Origin of the sequence: Aeromonas sp. 601039 (assembly GCF_049174415.1) — a bacterium.
GTDB classification, from domain to species: Bacteria; Pseudomonadota; Gammaproteobacteria; order Enterobacterales; family Aeromonadaceae; genus Aeromonas; species Aeromonas veronii_A.
Window position 1 is genome coordinate 12240 of the sequence record NZ_JAAKTL010000036.1, and the last position, 18389, is coordinate 30628.

The 18389-nt window shown below is 58.5% G+C and carries 23 protein-coding genes and 5 tRNA genes; 7 read left to right on the forward strand and 21 right to left on the reverse strand.

Annotated elements, in window-relative coordinates:
• Window positions 1–218 precede the first annotated feature (218 nt).
• Window positions 219–2054: a sigma 54-interacting transcriptional regulator gene (locus G5195_RS19425; protein ID WP_421223926.1), complete on the forward strand. Its 1836-nt coding sequence runs from the start codon at window positions 219–221 to the stop codon at window positions 2052–2054.
• Between the two features lie 170 nt (window positions 2055–2224).
• Here the strand turns inward: G5195_RS19425 and G5195_RS19430 are convergent.
• The 7 genes from G5195_RS19430 to G5195_RS19460 all read right to left on the reverse strand — a co-directional run bounded on the left by G5195_RS19430 (window position 2225) and on the right by G5195_RS19460 (window position 4607).
• A tRNA-Val gene (locus tag G5195_RS19430) sits at window positions 2225–2301 on the reverse strand.
• A 38-nt stretch (window positions 2302–2339) separates the two neighbouring features.
• Window positions 2340–2416: transfer RNA gene (locus tag G5195_RS19435), tRNA-Val, on the reverse strand.
• Window positions 2417–2450: 34 nt separating this feature from the next.
• Window positions 2451–2527: transfer RNA gene (locus tag G5195_RS19440), tRNA-Val, on the reverse strand.
• An 18-nt stretch (window positions 2528–2545) separates the two neighbouring features.
• Window positions 2546–2622, reverse strand: a tRNA-Val gene (locus tag G5195_RS19445).
• 13 nt (window positions 2623–2635) lie between these two features.
• Window positions 2636–2712 (reverse strand) — tRNA-Val (locus G5195_RS19450).
• A 159-nt stretch (window positions 2713–2871) separates the two neighbouring features.
• Entirely contained in the window at window positions 2872–4251 is a 1380-nt protein-coding gene (locus G5195_RS19455) for an MATE family efflux transporter (RefSeq protein WP_040069252.1), read from the reverse strand.
• A 149-nt stretch (window positions 4252–4400) separates the two neighbouring features.
• A complete protein-coding gene (locus G5195_RS19460; RefSeq protein ID WP_113739999.1) occupies window positions 4401–4607 on the reverse strand; it encodes a YaeP family protein in 207 nt (68 codons plus the stop codon).
• Between the two features lie 133 nt (window positions 4608–4740).
• Between G5195_RS19460 and G5195_RS19465 the strand changes: the two genes are divergently transcribed.
• Window positions 4741–5358 carry a riboflavin synthase subunit alpha gene (locus G5195_RS19465; RefSeq protein ID WP_421223640.1) on the forward strand — a complete coding sequence of 206 codons (618 nt, stop codon included), beginning with the start codon at window positions 4741–4743 and terminating at the stop codon, window positions 5356–5358.
• A gap of 174 nt (window positions 5359–5532) precedes the next feature.
• Here G5195_RS19465 and G5195_RS19470 read toward each other — a convergent pair whose 3' ends face one another.
• The 4 genes from G5195_RS19470 to G5195_RS19485 all read right to left on the reverse strand — a co-directional run bounded on the left by G5195_RS19470 (window position 5533) and on the right by G5195_RS19485 (window position 8939).
• Window positions 5533–5736 carry a CPXCG motif-containing cysteine-rich protein gene (locus G5195_RS19470; RefSeq protein WP_042012540.1) on the reverse strand — a complete coding sequence of 68 codons (204 nt, stop codon included), beginning with the start codon at window positions 5734–5736 and terminating at the stop codon, window positions 5533–5535.
• A gap of 262 nt (window positions 5737–5998) precedes the next feature.
• A complete protein-coding gene (gene hxpB, locus G5195_RS19475) occupies window positions 5999–6658 on the reverse strand; it encodes a hexitol phosphatase HxpB (RefSeq protein WP_421223642.1) in 660 nt (219 codons plus the stop codon).
• Window positions 6659–6784: 126 nt separating this feature from the next.
• Window positions 6785–7963: a formate-dependent phosphoribosylglycinamide formyltransferase gene (gene purT / locus G5195_RS19480; protein ID WP_088868866.1), complete on the reverse strand. Its 1179-nt coding sequence runs from the start codon at window positions 7961–7963 to the stop codon at window positions 6785–6787.
• An 85-nt stretch (window positions 7964–8048) separates the two neighbouring features.
• A complete protein-coding gene (locus G5195_RS19485) occupies window positions 8049–8939 on the reverse strand; it encodes a DMT family transporter (protein ID WP_101530832.1) in 891 nt (296 codons plus the stop codon).
• A gap of 226 nt (window positions 8940–9165) precedes the next feature.
• Here G5195_RS19485 and G5195_RS19490 point away from each other — a divergent pair, with 226 nt between their 5' ends.
• The gene (locus G5195_RS19490; RefSeq protein ID WP_042055909.1) at window positions 9166–9753 is read left to right on the forward strand and encodes an FMN-dependent NADH-azoreductase; all 588 of its coding nucleotides are present in this window, start codon (window positions 9166–9168) and stop codon (window positions 9751–9753) included.
• 168 nt (window positions 9754–9921) lie between these two features.
• On the opposite strand, the gene G5195_RS19495 is transcribed toward G5195_RS19490, so the two are convergent.
• The 4 genes from G5195_RS19495 to G5195_RS19510 form a co-directional block, all read right to left on the reverse strand.
• Entirely contained in the window at window positions 9922–10101 is a 180-nt protein-coding gene (locus G5195_RS19495; RefSeq protein WP_005345799.1) for a hypothetical protein, read from the reverse strand.
• A gap of 163 nt (window positions 10102–10264) precedes the next feature.
• On the reverse strand, window positions 10265–10453 hold the full coding sequence (locus G5195_RS19500) for a DUF4250 domain-containing protein (protein ID WP_204383253.1): 189 nt from the start codon (window positions 10451–10453) through the stop codon (window positions 10265–10267).
• A gap of 2 nt (window positions 10454–10455) precedes the next feature.
• Window positions 10456–10920: a MarR family winged helix-turn-helix transcriptional regulator gene (locus G5195_RS19505; RefSeq protein ID WP_005345795.1), complete on the reverse strand. Its 465-nt coding sequence runs from the start codon at window positions 10918–10920 to the stop codon at window positions 10456–10458.
• 170 nt (window positions 10921–11090) lie between these two features.
• The gene (locus G5195_RS19510) at window positions 11091–12305 is read right to left on the reverse strand and encodes a UPF0149 family protein (protein ID WP_204383251.1); all 1215 of its coding nucleotides are present in this window, start codon (window positions 12303–12305) and stop codon (window positions 11091–11093) included.
• Between the two features lie 231 nt (window positions 12306–12536).
• Between G5195_RS19510 and G5195_RS19515 the strand changes: the two genes are divergently transcribed.
• Entirely contained in the window at window positions 12537–13397 is an 861-nt protein-coding gene (locus tag G5195_RS19515) for a CvfB family protein (protein ID WP_005336853.1), read from the forward strand.
• A 1-nt stretch (window position 13398) separates the two neighbouring features.
• Window positions 13399–13710, forward strand: coding sequence for a DUF1289 domain-containing protein (locus G5195_RS19520; RefSeq protein WP_021229998.1), 312 nt, complete (start codon window positions 13399–13401; stop codon window positions 13708–13710).
• Window positions 13711–13765: 55 nt separating this feature from the next.
• Here the strand turns inward: G5195_RS19520 and G5195_RS19525 are convergent, their stop codons facing one another.
• Window positions 13766–14089, reverse strand: a complete 324-nt coding sequence (locus G5195_RS19525) for an HI1450 family dsDNA-mimic protein (RefSeq protein ID WP_005336851.1) — start codon at window positions 14087–14089, stop codon at window positions 13766–13768.
• 147 nt (window positions 14090–14236) lie between these two features.
• On the opposite strand from G5195_RS19525, the gene G5195_RS19530 reads away from it, so the two are divergent.
• Window positions 14237–14365, forward strand: coding sequence for a hypothetical protein (locus G5195_RS19530; protein ID WP_421236401.1), 129 nt, complete (start codon window positions 14237–14239; stop codon window positions 14363–14365).
• A 3-nt stretch (window positions 14366–14368) separates the two neighbouring features.
• Here G5195_RS19530 and mtgA read toward each other — a convergent pair whose 3' ends face one another.
• The 5 genes from mtgA to minC all read right to left on the reverse strand — a co-directional run bounded on the left by mtgA (window position 14369) and on the right by minC (window position 17489).
• Window positions 14369–15160 carry a monofunctional biosynthetic peptidoglycan transglycosylase gene (mtgA, locus tag G5195_RS19535; protein ID WP_419772922.1) on the reverse strand — a complete coding sequence of 264 codons (792 nt, stop codon included), beginning with the start codon at window positions 15158–15160 and terminating at the stop codon, window positions 14369–14371.
• The gene (locus G5195_RS19540) at window positions 15145–15471 is read right to left on the reverse strand and encodes an HI1450 family dsDNA-mimic protein (protein ID WP_005352317.1); all 327 of its coding nucleotides are present in this window, start codon (window positions 15469–15471) and stop codon (window positions 15145–15147) included. Before G5195_RS19540 ends, mtgA begins: the two co-directional genes overlap by 16 nt.
• 195 nt (window positions 15472–15666) lie before the next feature.
• On the reverse strand, window positions 15667–15936 hold the full coding sequence (gene minE, locus G5195_RS19545; protein WP_005345779.1) for a cell division topological specificity factor MinE: 270 nt from the start codon (window positions 15934–15936) through the stop codon (window positions 15667–15669).
• Window positions 15937–15938: 2 nt separating this feature from the next.
• Window positions 15939–16751 (reverse strand): septum site-determining protein MinD, encoded by an 813-nt coding sequence (gene minD, locus G5195_RS19550; RefSeq protein WP_005345776.1) that lies wholly within the window; start codon window positions 16749–16751, stop codon window positions 15939–15941.
• A gap of 18 nt (window positions 16752–16769) precedes the next feature.
• The gene (gene minC / locus G5195_RS19555; RefSeq protein WP_421236402.1) at window positions 16770–17489 is read right to left on the reverse strand and encodes a septum site-determining protein MinC; all 720 of its coding nucleotides are present in this window, start codon (window positions 17487–17489) and stop codon (window positions 16770–16772) included.
• Window positions 17490–17596: 107 nt separating this feature from the next.
• On the opposite strand from minC, the gene G5195_RS19560 reads away from it, so the two are divergent.
• Window positions 17597–17875: a YcgL domain-containing protein gene (locus tag G5195_RS19560; protein WP_005360946.1), complete on the forward strand. Its 279-nt coding sequence runs from the start codon at window positions 17597–17599 to the stop codon at window positions 17873–17875.
• The last annotated feature ends 514 nt before the right edge of the window (window positions 17876–18389 follow it).

The following is an 18389-nucleotide window of genomic DNA, read 5'->3' on the forward strand; positions in this document are numbered from 1 at the left end:
TCAGCAGGCTTGGTTGGCCCGAGTGGCTTATCCCACCGCATGTGTTTTCATCTTTATGTTTTTATTGAATTTTATCTGTGCATCTGAAGTCACAGAGGATACGGATCATTTTCCCTTTTCGTGATCCCCCCCGAAGTAGTTCCCCCTGATATCCCTTAGTATCTGGCCAGCATGACTCCCTTTAGGGGGAGGATAACAAGAACAAAAAGGAATGATGGATGAGATCCGTGAGCAACCAGTGTCTGTTGATGCAGATCCAGCCGACCATCTTGCGCTTTGCCAAGATGCTGGCGAGTGTGCTGCAGCTTGAGGTCGAAATTGTGGATGCCGATATGGTTCGGGTGGCTGGCACCGGGCCCTATGGCAAGTTCTTCGGACGTCAGCTGGAGGGGGATTCCCGCCTGCTGCGCTATGTGATTGATAACCAGCGGGAGAAGATCGTTACCCACACCAGCGATGATCCGGTGTGTGACGGTTGTACCTGCAAGGAGAGCTGCCGTGAGCGCGCCTTCCTCGGGGTGCCCATCATGGTGGACGAGCGCTGCATCGGGGTGATCAGTCTGGTGGCTTTCAGCGACGAGCAGCAGACGCGCCTCAACAACAATCTGCAGGATGTGTGCGACTATGTGCGTCACATCTCCACTATCTTTGTGGCCAAGTTGCTCGATTCGCGCGGGCTGTCGGACGGGGTCAACAAGGTGTTCCTCAATCTGATGACCAACATGGATCAGGGTTGCCTGCTGCTCGATGACAAGAGTCAACTGCTCTACGCCAACGAGGCGGCACTCCATCATCTGGGTTGCCAGCAGGAACAGCTGCAGGGGCGCGAAGTGGGGATCCGACCGCTCACCTTCTCCCAGCAGGGGCTGAGTGGTCATCTTCAGCACATCATCACCTTTGAAGGTCGTCAGGAGCTGATCATCGGCCAGCTACACCATGTGCAGGGCCAGCAGCTCTTTCTGATGGCGTTTCACCAGTCCCACTCCGGTCAGGTTCAGGAGCCGGATCCGGATGTGCGGATCGATCAGCTGATCGGCGAGAGCAAGCCGATGCGCACCCTCAAGCGACTGCTGCACCGCATCGCCCAGAGCCCCTCCAGCGTGCTGATTTGTGGCGAGAGCGGCACCGGTAAAGAGGTGGTGGCCCGCGCTGTCCATCGCCTGAGTCCCCGTCAGGACAAGCCTTTTATTGCCATCAACTGTGCCGCCATTCCCGAACAACTGCTGGAGAGCGAGCTGTTTGGCTATGTGAAGGGCTCCTTTACCGGTGCTTCCAGCGGTGGCAAGCAGGGCCTGATCCAGGCAGCCCATCAGGGCACCCTGTTCCTTGACGAGATTGGCGACATGCCGCTCACCATGCAGGCCAAGCTGCTGCGGGTGCTGGAGCTGCGGGAGGTGACCCCCATCGGGGCCAGCCGACCGGTGCCGGTGGATATTCGCATCATCGCCGCCACTCACCAGCATCTCGATCAATACATCGCCGAGGGGAAGTTTCGCGAGGATCTCTACTACCGCATCAACGTCATCCCCCTCAACCTGCCGCCGCTGCGGGAGCGGGAAGGGGACGTGGAGCTGCTGACCCACTACTTCCTCAACCTGCACACCAGCCGCATTGGCATTGTCTATCCCGGTCTGGCGCCTGAGGTGATGGCGCTGCTCAAGGGGTATCGCTGGCCGGGCAACGTGCGCGAGCTCAGCAACCTCATCGAATATCTGGTCAACGTCAGCCAGGCGGGCGAGGTGATTGACGCCAGCCTGCTGCCCCCCAACATCATCCGCAACCAGGAGCCCCATCGCGTGGCGGCCCAGTCGATCCCGGTGACCAATCTGGATGCGGCGTTCAATGTACCTGCCACAGCTCCGCTCGCCGCCACGCCGGAGAAACTGCCTGAACCCGTACCGGGTGAGAGCGGCCTTGAGAGCATGGAGAAACAGATGATAGAAGAGACCCTGCAGCGGCTCGGCAACAAGAAACTGGCCGCACAGGCGCTGGGGATTGGGATTGCTACCCTCTATCGCAAGATAAAGAAGTACGAGATTGCCGTGCAGAGCTGAGGCGCTGGCGGCATCTATCCGGCCCGTGTCGTTTATCGGATGACACGGGTTTTTTATGGGAACAAGGCTCTGCGCCATTGCCGAATTGTGCTGAACGGATTGGCGGGGCAGGGGAGTGGCTGCATGGCAGAATGCAAAAAGCCCGCTCGATGAGCGGGCTTTTTATAATCTGGTGCGTCCTAGTGGATTCGAACCACCGACCCCCACCATGTCAAGGTGATGCTCTAACCAGCTGAGCTAAGGACGCAGGGTGCGCAATGCGACTTTTATTTCTTTATGCAGAAGTGGTGGGTTTAATTGGATTCGAACCAACGACCCCTACCATGTCAAGGTAGTGCTCTAACCAACTGAGCTATAAACCCACATCTGGAATATCTGCAAAGTTTTGAAACTGAATGGTGCGTCCTAGTGGATTCGAACCACCGACCCCCACCATGTCAAGGTGATGCTCTAACCAGCTGAGCTAAGGACGCATAATCAGTGTTCTGTAATGGTGCGTCCTAGTGGATTCGAACCACCGACCCCCACCATGTCAAGGTGGTGCTCTAACCAGCTGAGCTAAGGACGCATCTCAGAAAAAGTGGTGGGTTTAATTGGATTCGAACCAACGACCCCTACCATGTCAAGGTAGTGCTCTAACCAACTGAGCTATAAACCCACTTTCTCTTACTTCACTACGCCAGCGCTGCTGACGTGGTCGGCATACTACCCATGCCCCCCAAGGCTGTCAACAGGCCATATGCACAAAGGAGACTGTTTGCCCAGTTCTTGCGCAGCCTGTTGATTTTGCAGGCGAGTTGTCGCTTGCCAAGCCCTGTTACTGAGATCGCGACAGGGTAGTGCAGGCCTCCGGAGTGGCAAAACGGCCGTAGATGTAGCGCAATCTTGCCCCCAGCATCAGGGCCGCACTGGTGAGGCCGACGATAAAGCCGATCCAGAAACCCTGCGGCCCCATCCGTGGCACCAGCCAGTCGGTCAGACCCAGGATCATGCCGGTGGGCAGCCCCAGTCCCCAGTAGGCGACGATGGTGACGTAGAAAATCGCCTGGGTATCCTTGTAACCGCGCAGTGCGGCGGCCGCGACCACCTGTACCGAGTCGGAGATTTGATAGATGGCGGCGAAGAACAGCAAAATGGCCGCCAGGACGATCACCTGCTGATCATCGGTATAGATGGAGGCGATCTGCTCGCGCAGTAACACCGTCATGGCGGCAGTGGCAGCGGCAATGGCCATCCCCAGCATCAAGCCGGTGCGAGCCGCCACCCGAGCATGATGGGGCTGCCCTTCGCCGATGCTGTGACCGACCCGGATGGTGACACCCACCCCGATGGAGAGGGGCAGCATAAAGACCAGGCTGGAGAAGTTCAGCGCAATCTGGTGGCTCGCCACCGTCTCGGCGCCGAAGGGGGCCAGCATCAGGGCCACCACGGTAAACAGGGTCACCTCGCAGAAGATCGCCATGGCGATGGGGAACCCTAAGCGGAACAAGCGCCAGATCCGGCTGCCGTTGGGGCGAGCCAGCTGGGAGAAGAGCCGGATCTCGGTGAAGTGACGGGAGAGCTTCACATAGAGGATCATCGCCAGCAGCATGGCCCACAGCACGATTGCCGTGGCCACGCCACAACCCACCCCGCCAAGCTTGGGCATGCCGAAGTGACCGTGGATGAAGATGTAGTTGGCGGGAATATTGACCGCCAGCCCGACAAAGCCGATCACCATGGTGGGCATGGTGTGGGAAAGCCCCTCACTGAAGTTGCGCAGCACCTGGAACATCACGAAGGCGGGCAGGCCCCACAGGATGGCGTGCAGGTAACCAGTGGTCTTGGCGGCCATCACAGGCTCCACATCCATGAACTGCAACGCCAGCGGGCTGTAATAAAGCGCAATCATCGCCAGCGGGGTGACGATCAGTGCCAGCCAGAAACCCTGATGAACGGCCGGGCGAATGGCTTCGCGTTTACGGGCGCCATTGAGCTGGGAGACGATGGGGGTGAGCGCCATGATGATCCCCTGCACCAGCAGGATCACCGGTAGCCAGAAGCTGGACGCCACCGACACGGCGGCCAGATCGACCGCACTCACCTGACCCGCCATCACGGTATCGACGAAGTTCATGGCGACCTGAGCCACCTGGGCGACCAGAATGGGGCTGGCTAGACGGACGAGCTGCTTCGCCTCGGACCAATAACGTTGCACTGACACCTCCGAGTGGATCAGATAAGAGTAAAAAAGAGCGGAAATCGGGAAGAGCCTTTGCACTTTCGGACGAAAGTGCAAAGGGTGGGGGAGGCATTCTAGCCTGAAATTCAGCCAGGACGAAATAGTTGCCACCCCAAGGGGCAGGATCAGGCGTCTTCGTGATCGCTGATCAGCAGGTTGGCAGCGGCATAGGCAGCCTGCTCGCGCAGCTCGGCGGGCACCCGCTCATCGGCGGCGACCGCGTTGAGGGCGCGGATAGTGGCGGCGATGGCCTTCGGCACATAGCCCTGCTCGCCGGAGCCAATCTGGTTATAGGCGATACGGATCGCTTCACAACATTGATATACCTGCATTTCTTTTTTCCTTGTTTACCCGGATGTGAACGGCGTCACTATAGCGATCGGGCGCAAGCTTGTCAGCCTGTACCCTTGTCTCACCCTCTGCCCGAGGTTAACCTGCCCTTTTTGCCGTAGCAGGAGACGAGAGATGTTCACTGGCATAGTACAGGGGACGGCCGAACTGGTGGCCATCGAAGAGCAACCCAACTTCCGTACCCACGTGATCCGCATGCCCAGCCGGGAGTGGGGGGAAGGGCTGGCCCTCGGCGCTTCGGTGGCTCACAACGGCTGCTGTTTGACCGTCACCCGTGTCGAGGGGGAGCTGATCAGCTTCGATCTGATGCAGGAGACCCTGCGCCTCACCAACCTCGGCAAGCTGCAGGTGGGGGACAAGGTCAATGTGGAGCGGGCTGCCCGCTTTGGCGACGAGATCGGCGGTCATGCCATGTCTGGCCATATCATCGGCATGGCAGAGGTTACCTCGGTGATCGATACACCCAACAACCGTCAGGTGTGGTATCGCCTCGCTCCCGAGCTGATGAAATATGTGCTGACCAAGGGATATATCGGCATCGACGGCATCAGCCTGACCATAGGTGAGGTGCGCGAGCGGGAGTTTTGCGTTCACTTGATCCCCGAGACCCTGGCTCGCACCAACCTGGGTTGGGTCAAGGCCGGCTGGCCGACCAATATCGAGATCGATCCCCAGACCCAGGCCATCGTCGATACCGTGGAGCGGGTGCTGGCGGCACGCGGGGGTCACTGAAAGGAAACGGCTCGGTTTCAATCGTCTCATAAGCAAGGGCCTGCAGTGTGCAGGCCCTTGTTATTTATATGGTGAAAATATCCACTCAACTTTTTATGACTCGCAGTCACAACATCTGCTCAGCTCTTTGCGACTTGCAGGCACAGCAGCTGCTCGGCTTTTTGTGACTCGCAATCAAAACAGTTGCTCGTCGTCGGCATCCACAAAGAGCTGCAGACGGTCGCGTTCCTCATCCCGATGCAGCCGCAGGTGGATTGGATTGCAACAGGCCATGCAATCTTCGTAAAACTCCTGATCACCCTGACTGGCATCCAGCTCGACCCGGGTATGGTGGCCACAGTGAGGGCAGACGATGCGCTTGCTGGTGTACTCGATCATGATAACCTCCTCGGGCCCTAGGGCCGCCTATCTACCCTGATTCTAGTCGGGCTGCAGGGGGTTAACCGCGAGCAAACGCACGTTTATGACAGAGATCAAGCCTTAGAAATGGCAAGGCCCAACTGGTTGCGTGGGCCGTTCAGGATAAGAGCCGTCTGGTTGCTGATCGCGGGTGACAAGAGGGGGATTGCCAACGGTTGTTTGGCAATAACAGGGGGCCAGCTGCCCCCTGCGAGTAGGAGACGGGGGGCGTAACGAGGCGTTACGCGACCCAGCTGGCCAACATGTCGGCATTCAGCTCGGCTAGCGAGCCGAGCTGGTAGTTGGCGATGGCCAAACGTGGGTCACCCACTAAAGCGGGATCCGGCACGATCAGCGCAGTCATGGAGGCCGCCTTGGCCGCCAGCAGGCCGGTAAAGCTGTCTTCGATGGCTAGACAATGGACGGGCTCTACCCCCAGCTTTTCGGCGGCGTGGATATAGACATCCGGGTGCGGTTTGCCGAAACGCTCGATTTCAGCGGAGTGAACCGCCATAAAGCGATCGCGAATGCCAAGTTTGCCGAGCACCGCTTCTACCATCGCAAAGGGGGAGGAGGTAGCCAGACCCACTTTCAGTCCGCGGGCCTCGATAAGGTCGAGCGCCTCCAGCACACCGGCTTTGGCCTGACCTTCGGAGAGGATCAGGGTGTTGACCTGATCCAGAATGCGCTGCACAACCTCTTCCTGAGTCGGGCCGCTCCATGGGCGCAGGCGATACCAGTGGGCAACCAGCTGATCGATGCGCACGCCGATGGTCGATTCACAATCCTCGACGGTGTGGGGGTGACCCAGTTCGGAGAAAACGGCGATCTGGGCCCGTTGCCAAAAGGGTTCCGAGTCAATCAGAACACCATCCATATCGAAGATCACGGCAGCTAACATCTTGTACTCCTGACAAATTTGAAGAGGGGATTATAAGCCTGACGGGGAAATGCAAAAGGGGCATTGCCATGCCCCTTGCGCCCGATCACATCGGCAAACGTTTGTTTTGCTGTGGCAAAAAAGCCCTTAGAACAATACTTCGACCTTGGCGGCCACGGCTTTGGCTTTCTCTACCGCATCCTGGCAATCCTCTGCGCGGGCCAGCGCCACGCCAAGACGGCGGCGACCGGCGATCTCCGGCTTGCCAAACAGCCGCAGCTGGGCACCCGGCACCAGCGCCAATGCCTCACCAATCCCCTGATAGCGGATATTCTGGCTGTGCCCTTCGCGCAGTACCACGGCGGAGGCGCTCGGCCCGTACTGGGTGATGGTGCCGACCGGCAGCCCCAGAATGGCGCGCACGTGCAGGGCGAACTCGGAGAGATCCTGAGAGATCAGGGTCACCATGCCGGTATCGTGGGGGCGCGGCGAGACTTCGCTGAACCACACTTCATCGCCTTTTATAAAGAGCTCGACTCCGAACAGGCCGTAACCACCGAGAGCCTCGACCACCTTGGCCGCTACCTCTTTGGATCGGGCCAGTGCCAGCTCGCTCATCACCTGCGGCTGCCAGGATTCGCGGTAGTCGCCATCTTCCTGACGGTGGCCGATCGGCTCGCAGAAGTGAATGCCATCGACGGCGCGTACCGTGAGCAGGGTGATCTCGTACTCGAAGGGAACGAAGCCCTCGACGATCACCTTGCCACGACCGGCGCGGCCACCTTCCTGGGCGTAGGTCCAGCTCTCATCGAGCTTGGCGAGATCGCGTAGTACACTCTGCCCCTTGCCGGACGAACTCATCACAGGTTTCACCACGCAGGGCAGGCCGATGGCTTCAACTGCGGCGACAAACTCCTCCTTGCTCTGGGCAAAGCGGTAGGGGGAGGTGGGCAGACCCAGCGTCTCGGCGGCGAGGCGGCGGATCCCTTCCCGGTTCATGGTGAGCTGGGTAGCGCGGGCGTTGGGCACTACCTTGACCCCTTCTTGCTCAAGGGCAGCAAGGGTATCGGTGGCAATCGCTTCAATCTCGGGGATGATGAGGTCGGGTTTAACCTCGGCAACCAGGGCACGCAGGGCGTTGCCATCGAGCATGTCCAGCACGTGGGCAGCGTGGGCCACCTGCATGGCGGGGGCATTGGGGTAGCGGTCGGCGGCGATCACTTCGATCCCGAACCGTTGCAACTCGATGGCGACCTCCTTGCCAAGTTCGCCGGAGCCCAGCAGCAGGGCACGGGTGGCGCCGGGGCGGGTTGCGGTTCCAAACATACGATCTCTCCTGATGTCGATGGTCATTGTTGATGATCGCTATCGCACGAATAGCGGACAAAAAAAGAGGCACGCATGGCGTACCTCAGGAAACGGGTTTGTGAGCGCGCTGCTCCAGATGGGTCAGCAAGGTAATGGCGCCAATGATGATGGCAGCGCCAAGCCACAGACGGCCGGGGGGCGCCCAGCCAAACACCAGCCAGCCCGCCAGCACGTTCATCGGCAGCTTGGCAAAATCGAAAGGCTGCACGAAGGAGGCCTCCGCCACGCTGTAAGCGCGAGCGATGGACATCTGGGCCAGCGCCGTCAGCACGCCGGAAGCGGCTACCAGTAGCCACTGGCTCTCGCTTGGCCACTGCCACTCCGGCAGGGCCAGCATGACGTTGAACGGGGTACTGAAGATAAGCAGATACACCACTATGGTGTGGGATGATTCGTTGGCCGCCTGATAGCGCACCATCAGGGAGTAACCTGCCCAGAACAGCGCCGCCGCCACCGGCAGCAGGGAGGCCCAGTTGAACTCGTCAGTCCAGGGGGCGAGGATCAGCATGGCGCCGGCAAAGCCCGCCAGGGTGGCCAGAATGCGGGCACGGCTCACCTGCTCCTTGAGCAGCAGCGCGGAACCCAGGGTGGCAAACAGCGGCGAGGTCATCAGCAGGGCGATCCCCTGCCAGATGGGGACGGGGTACGCCAGCGCCCAGAGCCAGAGCTGGATGCCGATCACCGCCAGCAATACCCGCAACAGGTGCAACCGGAACTGATTGGTCATCAGGGATTGGCGCAAGCCATGACGAACCAGCCAGGGCAACAGGCAGATCAGGGCGATCAGGTATTGATGGAAAGCGACCTGAGTAGAGGCAAGGCCGAGTTTGAAGCTAACATACTGGCTCAGGCTGTTGACGGCGGCGAAGCAGAGTCCTGCCACCATCATCCAGACTGCACCGGCCAAAGGAGAGTGCCTGCGCGAGGGTATCATAGGATCCGGGTCGCTGGAAAAAAGTGCGGCGGATCATAACGGCAATCGTTTGTTCTGCCAAGGGTTGAAGCGCGGCCGCAGGGTTGGCTGGCGAGGAAGTGGCCTTGCATCAAAAAATTTGAACAAGTTGAGCATCTATTTTCGCTATCAGCAAATAAGCACAATGTTTAGAGTGACCTCCATCGACAGCAACGCTGTTCAACCGACAACCAAATGGAGTTTCACCATGGCCAATATCCTCGTACTCAAATCCAGCATCCTGGGTCAATATTCCCAATCCAACGCCCTGATCGACGGCTTCCTGGCTGACCATCAGGATGATGCCGTCACCGTGCGTGATCTGGCAGCACTCAACCTGCCGGTGCTGGATGGCGAGCTGGCCTCCGGCCTGCGCGGTGGTGACAACCTCAATGAACGTCAACTGGCGGTGATCGCCCAGTCCGACGAGCTGATCGCCGAGCTCAAGGCGAGCGACTTGGTGGTGATTGCGGCCCCCATGTACAACTTCAACATCCCGACCCAGCTGAAGAACTGGATCGATCTGGTTGCCCGTGCCGGCGTCACCTTCCGCTATACCGAGACCGGTCCGGTCGGTCTGGTTGAAAATACCCGTGCGCTGGTGATCAGCCCTCGCGGCGGCATGCACGTTGGTAGCGCCACCGATCTGGTCACTCCCTACATGCGTACCGTGCTAGGTTTCATCGGTATCAAAGAGGTGGATTTCATCTACGCCGAAGGGATGGGGATGGGCCCGGATGCCCAGAGCAAGGGGATGGAAGCGGCTAAAGCGCAGCTTGAGGCTCTGGCTATTTAAGGGCTCTCTATCCCGTCAGGGGTTATCTCTTCAAGGGGTTGCCCCACCAGATACAAGAACGCAGCCATCAGGCTGCGTTTGTTTTTTGGCTCGATATGATTGCGACAGACGTTGCTGCTACAGAGAGTATCGCGGCAAGCGGTCGGTATAGACGTTACGGCGGAGTTACTACTCCATCATAAAGCGGCGACAACCACGCACCAGCAGCAATGCCACCGTGACCAGCAGGCCAAGCAAGAGGGTGGTCAGCCACTGTTCGGTACTTTGCGGCAAGTGGGGCGTGAACAGACTGATCATCAACAGGGTGCAGAGCGTGATCAACAGGCTCTGTCGGGTCATCAGTATCATGGGGTCATCCTTGGTTTGCTCACCTGAAACGATTTTAATGCCCTCTTGTGACAGGGTGATGTATCCGTGCATCACCCTGTTGGGGCTCTTCAGACCATATCAGGTTTTTACCGCAGAGCCAGCGCCATCACTGGCGCTGTGATCCCGATCCCGCTAGCTCTCTTTATCTGAACTGTTTCTGCGCCGGCTGGTAGTGAAAATCGCCGCTGGCGAGCCGCGCTTCCAGTGCTGCTTGATCGATCTCCTGCGCCTTGCAGAGATCATCCAGGTCGTCATAGTGATCACGCAGCTGCATATTGACGACGCTCAACAGCATGTTGATATCCATGGTGGCGAACTTTTTCAAATCCATGATTATTTCTCCCGATCCAGTGACTGCAGCTGCTCGATGGCGGCGCTGACGCTGTGCAGATGCTGGCGGATCGCCTCGCGGGATTCGCTCGGCAGATAGTCGGTCAGGGTATGTTGCCAGCTGCCAGCTTCGCTCTTGAGCTGCAGGAAGAGCGCTTGGCCGGCATTGGTGAGGGAGACCAGGCTGATGCGTTTGTCCTGCTCGCTGCTCTCGGTGAAGATGATCCCTTTTTCGACCAGACGGCGGATCTCGCGGGAGATGCGCACCTTGTCCATGCCGCTCGCCTCGACCAGCTCTTTCTGGCTGATGGGGTAGTTGGGGCCGAGCACCATCATCAGGCGCCATTGCGGCACGGTCAGCTGGTAACGCTGTTCATAAAACTGTTCGAAGGTATCCCGTAGCATCTCGGCGGCATGTACCAACTGATAGGGCGGGTAGTGAGCGAGTAACGCTATGATTTTTGACATATTACACCCTGCTGTGACGGCTGCATCAGATGCAGTTTCTTTTGATACTTTGACATTGATGATACGAAACTCAAGCTGATTTGTCTGACCCGGTTGCGATGAAATGTGCGGTGGCGCACGCCCTCAAGGAAAAACCGGGTCTGACCGACGGGATTTTAAGCCAACGCTGTTCAGCCTTTACGCAACCAGATGAGGGCGTTCTGCTTGAGCCAAGCCTCGCGAGTGTGGATGGCGTAGAGCGCGGCCTCGTCACGGCTGCCCGCTTGCCAGCTTTGCGGCTCCTGTTTGGGCAGCTTGCGCTGACCCAGCAGGCAGGCCGGAATGTGCGGGTTGGCCTCGATGGCGACCAGCAGATGGGGCTTGGCTGCCTCGGCACCCTCGGTGGCAAAGACCATCAGCGCCTTGTTGTATAGCAACCAGCTGGAAGCTTCATCAAAGCGCACCAGCAGGGCGGCCAGCGCCTGCCAATCCCCTTGCAGTGCATAGAGAGTGGAGAGGTTGTAGCGGCAACCCGGCTCATCGGCCACGCAGATCGTCAGCAGATCCAGATACTCCGCTTTGGCTTCACCCAGCTTGCCAAGCCGCAACAGGCAGTCGGCGCGGCCGGCTCTGGCGGCCAGCAGGGGGCGCAGTTCGGGGGCACTCCAGCCGTGGCCAGCGATTTGCTGCCAAAAGGCTTCATCAAACAGCGGAGTGGCATCGGCGATGATCTTCTCGAACCAGCCGAGGCGGGCCTGATGATCGCGGCAGCTGTCGGCCAGTTCGAACCAGGTCTGCCAGTGTTGGGCCTGTTCACCATTGAGGGCGACATCAGCGCTGGGGGCTGCCTGATACTGGTCGAGGTTGAGCAGCTGGTTGAGGGCGGTTTTCATGTTCTGGCGCTGGCGTTTGCAGAACTCGACAAAGGGGAGTTCGCTGGCGGCGGCGCTATAGAGCATCTGGGCCATCTGCTTGTCGCGAAACAGGCTCAACTCGGCGGCCAGACTGAAGCGGTACTGGGTGGTCGGGTCGTTCAAATCCTTCGGTTTGGGCCAGGTGGCAAAGCCCTGGCTGAAACCGTAGCACCACTGACCGAGGGGATGGCTCTGCTCGAACACCTGCTCCGGGTTATCGCTGGGCAGGCGGCATTGGCTCGGCAGTGCCAGCTGGGCGTCGTCGGCCCGGGCTTCCAGCTCGGCGATCAGATGGTTGAGGGCTTCTGCGCTTTTTTCATCCAACTCGGCATCCTGTTCCAGCAATCCAGCCAGCGGGCGTTGCCAGTCAGGGGTCTCTGGCCCTACCAGACGGGCACAGAGAAAACCGTGCAGGGCCGGGTAGGTCATGTCCTGATTACTGTGGCTCTGGATCCATTGATTAAGATGGCGGGTACGAGTGGATGGGTTCATCGACAGTTCCTCTGGATTTGAACAGCCGCGAAGTCTACCTAAAAGTGGGGTTATTTACAGCAAATGGCCGCCTGTTTGGCGATTTAATCACCATTGGCGGATAAGATAAGGGCGAAAGGGCGGCCAGTGGTGGCTTGGGGACTAGGCCGGATCACCGCTCTTGAGGTAACATGCGCGCCCATAGGGGCCATGATCAATTGGCCCATCCGGGTAATGAGAAAAGAGAGCACCATGATACAGATTGGCAAGATGAACACCCTCACCGTTGTTGAACTCGAAGATCGCGGCGCCTGGCTTGCGGCCGATGAGTACGGTGAACTGCTGCTGCCCAAGCGTCAACTGCCGGAAGGGGTGAAAGAGGGGGATAGCGTGCAGGTCTTCCTCTATCTGGATGCCGATTGCGAGCCGGTGATCACCACCGACAAGCCGTTTGCCATGGTGGACGAATTTGCCGGTCTGAAAGTGGTCAATGCCAACAAGATTGGTGCTTTCCTCGACTGGGGCATGAAAAAGGATCTGTTTGTGCCGAGCCGCGAGCAGAACAAGCCGATGCAGGTGGGCCATGTCTATCTGGTGCGTCTGCAACTAGATAATGAAGGGCGCATGGTCGGCACCAGCCGCATCGAGCGTTTCCTGACACCGGCCGGCAGCAACTTCAAGGTCGGTGACGAAGTGACCGCGCTGCCGGGGGAGCATTCTCCTCTAGGTATCAAGGTGATCGTCAACGGTCAGTATCCCGGCATGCTGTTCAAGAACGAAGTGTTTGGCCGGGTGATGACCGGTCGGCCGCAAACCGCCTGGGTCAAGCAGGTGCGCGAGGATGGCAAGCTCGATCTGACCCTGCAAAAGCCGGGTCTGGCGCGGGTTGATGACGCCGGTGAACGCATTTTGAGCCGGATGAAAAAACAGGGCGGCAGTCTGGCGGTGGGTGACAAGAGCGAACCCGAGCTCATCTACAAGCTGTTCAGCATGAGCAAGGGCACCTTCAAGAAGGCGATCGGAGGCCTCTACAAGCAGGGCAAGATCGTCATCGAAGATAACGCCATCACTCTGGTGGCCACAGAGACCGACTCGGCAGTGGATAGCGAATAAGATGCCGAGCCCCTGTGTTGGCCTCTGCAAGGCGAAAGATGGGCTTTGCCTTGGTTGTGGCCGCACCCTGAGCGAGATCGGCCACTGGTCGGCGATGGATAGCAAGGCCCAGCTGGCGGTGATGGCCGAGCTGAATGGCTCGAAAAGCACCCACCGCTGCCCAGGTTGTGGCGAACCGGCCTATTGCGCCGTCTCTGCCGGTCAGACCATTGCGCAGTGCTGGTGCAGCCAGTTACCGGTACTGCCGATGCAGGAGGCCAGCGCTTGCTGGTGCCGCCGCTGTCTGGCCAAGGCCATCGCGGCTCAGGATTAGCAGAGAACAGCAATAAGAGTGCACAGAAACAAGAAAGGCGCCGATGGCGCCTTTTTTATGCCTGCTGCTGGCGATGCCAGCGCACATGGACTTGATCTTCGGTCAACAGACGGGGCAGCAGGAAGGTGGCGAAGATCACCTCAAACTCATCCTGATGATCCAGCAAACCGACCCACACTTCGACCCAGCGCTCCATATCGACCGGCTCACCCAGCTCGGTCGACCAGTCGGCATTGGGCAGTGTCGCCTCCACGGCGCCACGCTGCTCAAACTCCAGGGTGATGTCGACTATTTGTTCGGGGGCCAGCATATCGGCGGCCTGCTCAAGAAACTGATCATAGGCCCATTCGACCAGCTGATCCGGGGTACGCTGTTCCATGAAATCACTCCAGATACATCAAGGTTCGCTACTGTAACAATTATTGGCTGTGGCGGCCAGACCAGTGCGCCTGGGACGCCTGGCCTGTCCAAGTTGCCCTTGGGGGAGTATGGTTAAGGCGCGGATCAGCTGGCAGGGAGTGAGGGGATGAAACAGCGGGGACGGCGGCAACAGATCAAGCGACGGCGCGAGGCCTGGTGGTGGCACTATCTACCGCTTCACCGCGAGACGGCGGGCGGCCATCTGGGCCCACCGGAGAAACCCGATGAGCCCTGAGGATCAGTCGGCCTGATGCACCCGATTGAGGGTGATCTGGCCCAGTTGTCCCATCTGGCGGCGGATCCAGACCGAGCGCTTCTGCACATAGGGTGAAGGGGGCTTGACCCGATAGCGCCACGGATTGGGCAGGGCAGCAGCCAGCAGGGATGACTCGTAGCGGGTCAAGCGGCTGGCCGGTTTGCCGAAGTAGGTACGGGCCGCGGCTTCGGCGCCATAGATGCCGGGGCCGAACTCCACGATATTGAGATAGACCTCGAGAATGCGGGCCTTGTCCCAACCCAGCTCCATCAGCAGGGTAAACCAGGCTTCCAGCCCCTTGCGCAGGAAGCTGCGATCACTCCACATAAAGAGGTTCTTGGCGGTCTGCTGGCTGAGGGTGCTGGCACCGCGCACCCGTTCGCTGTGCTGGTTGTGCTTGAGTGCGGCGTTGATGGCATCCATGTCAAAGCCGTTGTGATCGGCAAAGCGCTGATCCTCGGCGGCGATCACCGCCAGTTGCAGCTCCTTGGAGATGGACTCCAGATCTACCCATTGATGGCGTACTTGGGTGATCTTGGCGGGCGGAAAGAGGGCCCGCTCGATACGCCAGCTCCACATCGGCGGATCGATAAAACGCAGCAAGGCGACCGAGCCGACCGAGCAGAGCAGCCCGGCCAGCGCGATCTTGCCTGCCCACCTCAACACCCGGCGCCCAAGGGATGCAGATGGGCGCACGGGGGCCACGGCAGCAGGGGCTGACTCCCACTGATAGTGGCTGGGATCATCGGGATCCGGAATTATTGGGGCAGCCATTCGATGTGGCAGAACTTCTCGTCAACACGGCGGGAGAGCAGCATGCGGGCAAACAGGTGCTCATACTCTTGTTCTTCATTGCCAAGGCCTACCCAGATCTCGGCATAGTCGGTGTCGCTCACCGCAAAACCCACGTCCGCTTCCCAGTCATCGGCCGGGTCGGTTTCGGCCAGCAGGCCGCGGTCGTTGAACTCCTGATTGAAACGGGCGATCTCCTGCTCCGGCAGGTTGTCAGAGGCCAGCTCCATAAAGAGTTCGAGGGCGGTATCGAGCAGTTCCTCGACGCTGTGCATTTCGTCATTCATAGACATAAGCGGTCTGTTCCAGAAAAGAGAAAAAGGTACCAGCACAGACACTGTCTGCGGGGCGGCGCTATTCTAGCTGTCGGCAGACCCCTTGGCGAGATGAGGCGAGCCGCTGTGACCTGTTTTTGTGCCAATAAAAAACCGGATCCTGCCAGGGGATCCGGTTTCATTGGGGGAAGGGGTCACGCATAGGGCGTCAGCTCATCCCTTCTTGTTGTCATCGGCGAAGGTGATGTTGAGCTCCAGCACTGACAGCTCATCACTCTTCTGATCCAGTTGAACGGTTATCTTCTCCGGATCAATGTTGACGTATTTGCGGATCACATCGAGGATATCCTGCTTGAGCTGGGGCAGGTAATCCGGCCCCCCTCTGGATGAACGCTCGTGAGCAACGATGATCTGCAACCGCTCTTTGGCCAGTTGTGCGGTGTTCTGTTTCTTGTTGGAACGAAAATAATCCAATAATGACATGTTTAACTCCCGAACAGTCGGCTAAAGAAGCCCTTCTTCTCTTCTTCCAGAAAACGAAATTCCTTGGTGTCACCGAGCAAACGGGAAACCGCATCGTCATAGGCCTGACCGGCATCGGACTCCTTGTCCAGAATGACCGGTTCGCCGGAGTTGGAGGCGCGCAGCACTGCCTGGGACTCAGGGATCACCCCGAGCAGCGGAATGGCCAGGATCTCCTGCACATCCTGCACGCTCAGCATGTCGCCACGGTTGACCCGGGTCGGGCAGTAGCGGGTCAGCAGCAGGTGCTCCTTGATGGGGTCTTCGCCACGCTCGGCACGGCGGGATTTGGAGGCCAGGATGCCGAGGATGCGGTCGGAGTCACGTACGGAAGAGACTTCCGGGTTGGTGGTGACGATCGCTTCGTCGGCAAAATAGAGCGCCATCAGCGCGCCCGCCTCGATCCCGGCCGGGGAGTCGCAGACAATGTAGTCAAACTTCATTTCGGCCAGCTGATCCAGCACCTTCTCGACACCCTCTTTGGTCAGGGCATCTTTATCCCGGGTCTGGGAGGCGGGCAGGATAAACAGGTTCTCGCAACGTTTGTCCTTGATGAGCGCCTGGTTGAGGTTGGCTTCACCGTTGATGACGTTGACGAAGTCATACACCACGCGTCGCTCACAACCCATAATGAGGTCCAGATTTCGCAGACCGATGTCAAAATCGATGACCACTGTTTTGTGGCCACGCTGGGCTAAACCGGTACTCAGGGCTGCGCTGGTTGTGGTCTTGCCAACGCCACCTTTACCCGATGTAACGACTATGATTCGCGCCATTCTCGCTTCCTTGTAACTCTATTTGATACGGTCTATACGGAGTTGTTCATTATCCAGCCGGATATGAACCGGTTGCTGGATCAGGCCTGCCGGCAACGCATCGCTCAGCTGGAAGGTGCCCGCGATGGAGAGCAGTTCGGCCTGTAATTGCTGGCAATAGATCCGGGCTTGGGTGTTGCCCTTGGCGCCGGCTATGGCTCTGCCACGCAGGGTGCCATAAATATGAATGCTGTCATCGGCGAGCACTTCGGCCCCCGGACTGACGGACCCCAGCACTACCAACGAGGTGCCGGCGGCATAAATCTGCTGGCCGGAGCGTACTGGCCCCACATGTACCTTGCTCGGAATCAAGGGGGCGGGTTCGGGCTCACGAACTACCTCAGGGGCGGCTGGCGCGGGGGCTGGCTCGGGTTCCGGTTCGCTCTTGCGACTCTTGCCCGAGGACATCACGGCCAATCCCACCGCCTTGGCGGCTGTCTTCATCTCTTCGCTGCGCGCACCCGTGATGCCGACCAGCACAAATTCTTCGGACTCCACCAGCTCCTTGAGCTGTTCGAAATCGGGAATATGTTCCAGTCGGGAAACATTGATCACCAGCGGCGCACAATTAAAAAAGTAGGGGGCCTGGGCCACTTTTTCGGCCAACAACTGACGTATCCGCTCAGGCTCGCCATCGCTGATATGCAACACAGAAATAGTGAAGGTGGTCCCTTTCAATTCGTTATCGCGCTCAACCATGAATCTTCCCCGAGGCAGAGATGCTAATCCGTTATTGTTATTCAATTCCTGATGTTATAGTTTGCCCCCATCAGAGGCAATAAACTCGTCGGATTATATCAATTTCCATGTTGTGTGCAGTCTATAAAAGTCGCAAAAAAGCCGAGACCTACCTTTTTGTTGAAAAAAGAGAGGATTTCTCCCGCGTTCCCGAGCCACTGCTGAGCGCATTCGGGCGTCCCGAGCTGGTGCTGATGACCAAGCTGGATCCGGCCAAGCCCTTGGGGCTGGCTGATGTTGGCAAGGTGATGGCCGCGCTGACCAACCAGGGGTTCTACCTGCAGGTGCCGCCGCCCCCCGAGAATTTGCTGGAGCAGCACAAGGCCAGCCTGAAAAAACCATCCTGAATATCCAGCCCCGTGGTGTGTTCTGCCCAGCGGGGCTAATTCTTTGTGACTCTGCATGACGCATTCCGGCCCCGGAGAGGTAGCTTGCGATAATCCCGTGACAGGATCTGGCCAAATTAAACCCTCCCTTTGGTGATATTCACTTTTCGCTGTTTAAATAGAAAGTCAATCTACTCCCAACACCATATCCTCAACCTTTGCTGGCGCTCACAAAAATAGCGAGTGGCGCGTACTCATACCCTCCATTTGAACGACTATTGGCCCATTCATCGATTATTTTCAGCCCCTTCCTTGGGCGCTTTTTTGGCCTCCACTGCTCGATGCGTTTTACATCAAATAGGGCGTAAAGAGGGCGGTGATAACTGTACTAAAACCAGTTTGCGCGATGCGCTGTGGCCAAAATGATGAGCTAACCCCCTGTTTGTGTACTTGATTGTTTGTAGTGGTCAACTAAATCCGGACACTTGGTTAGGCCGATCTTCGGCTTTTGCTGGCGGTATCCCATTATTGTGGT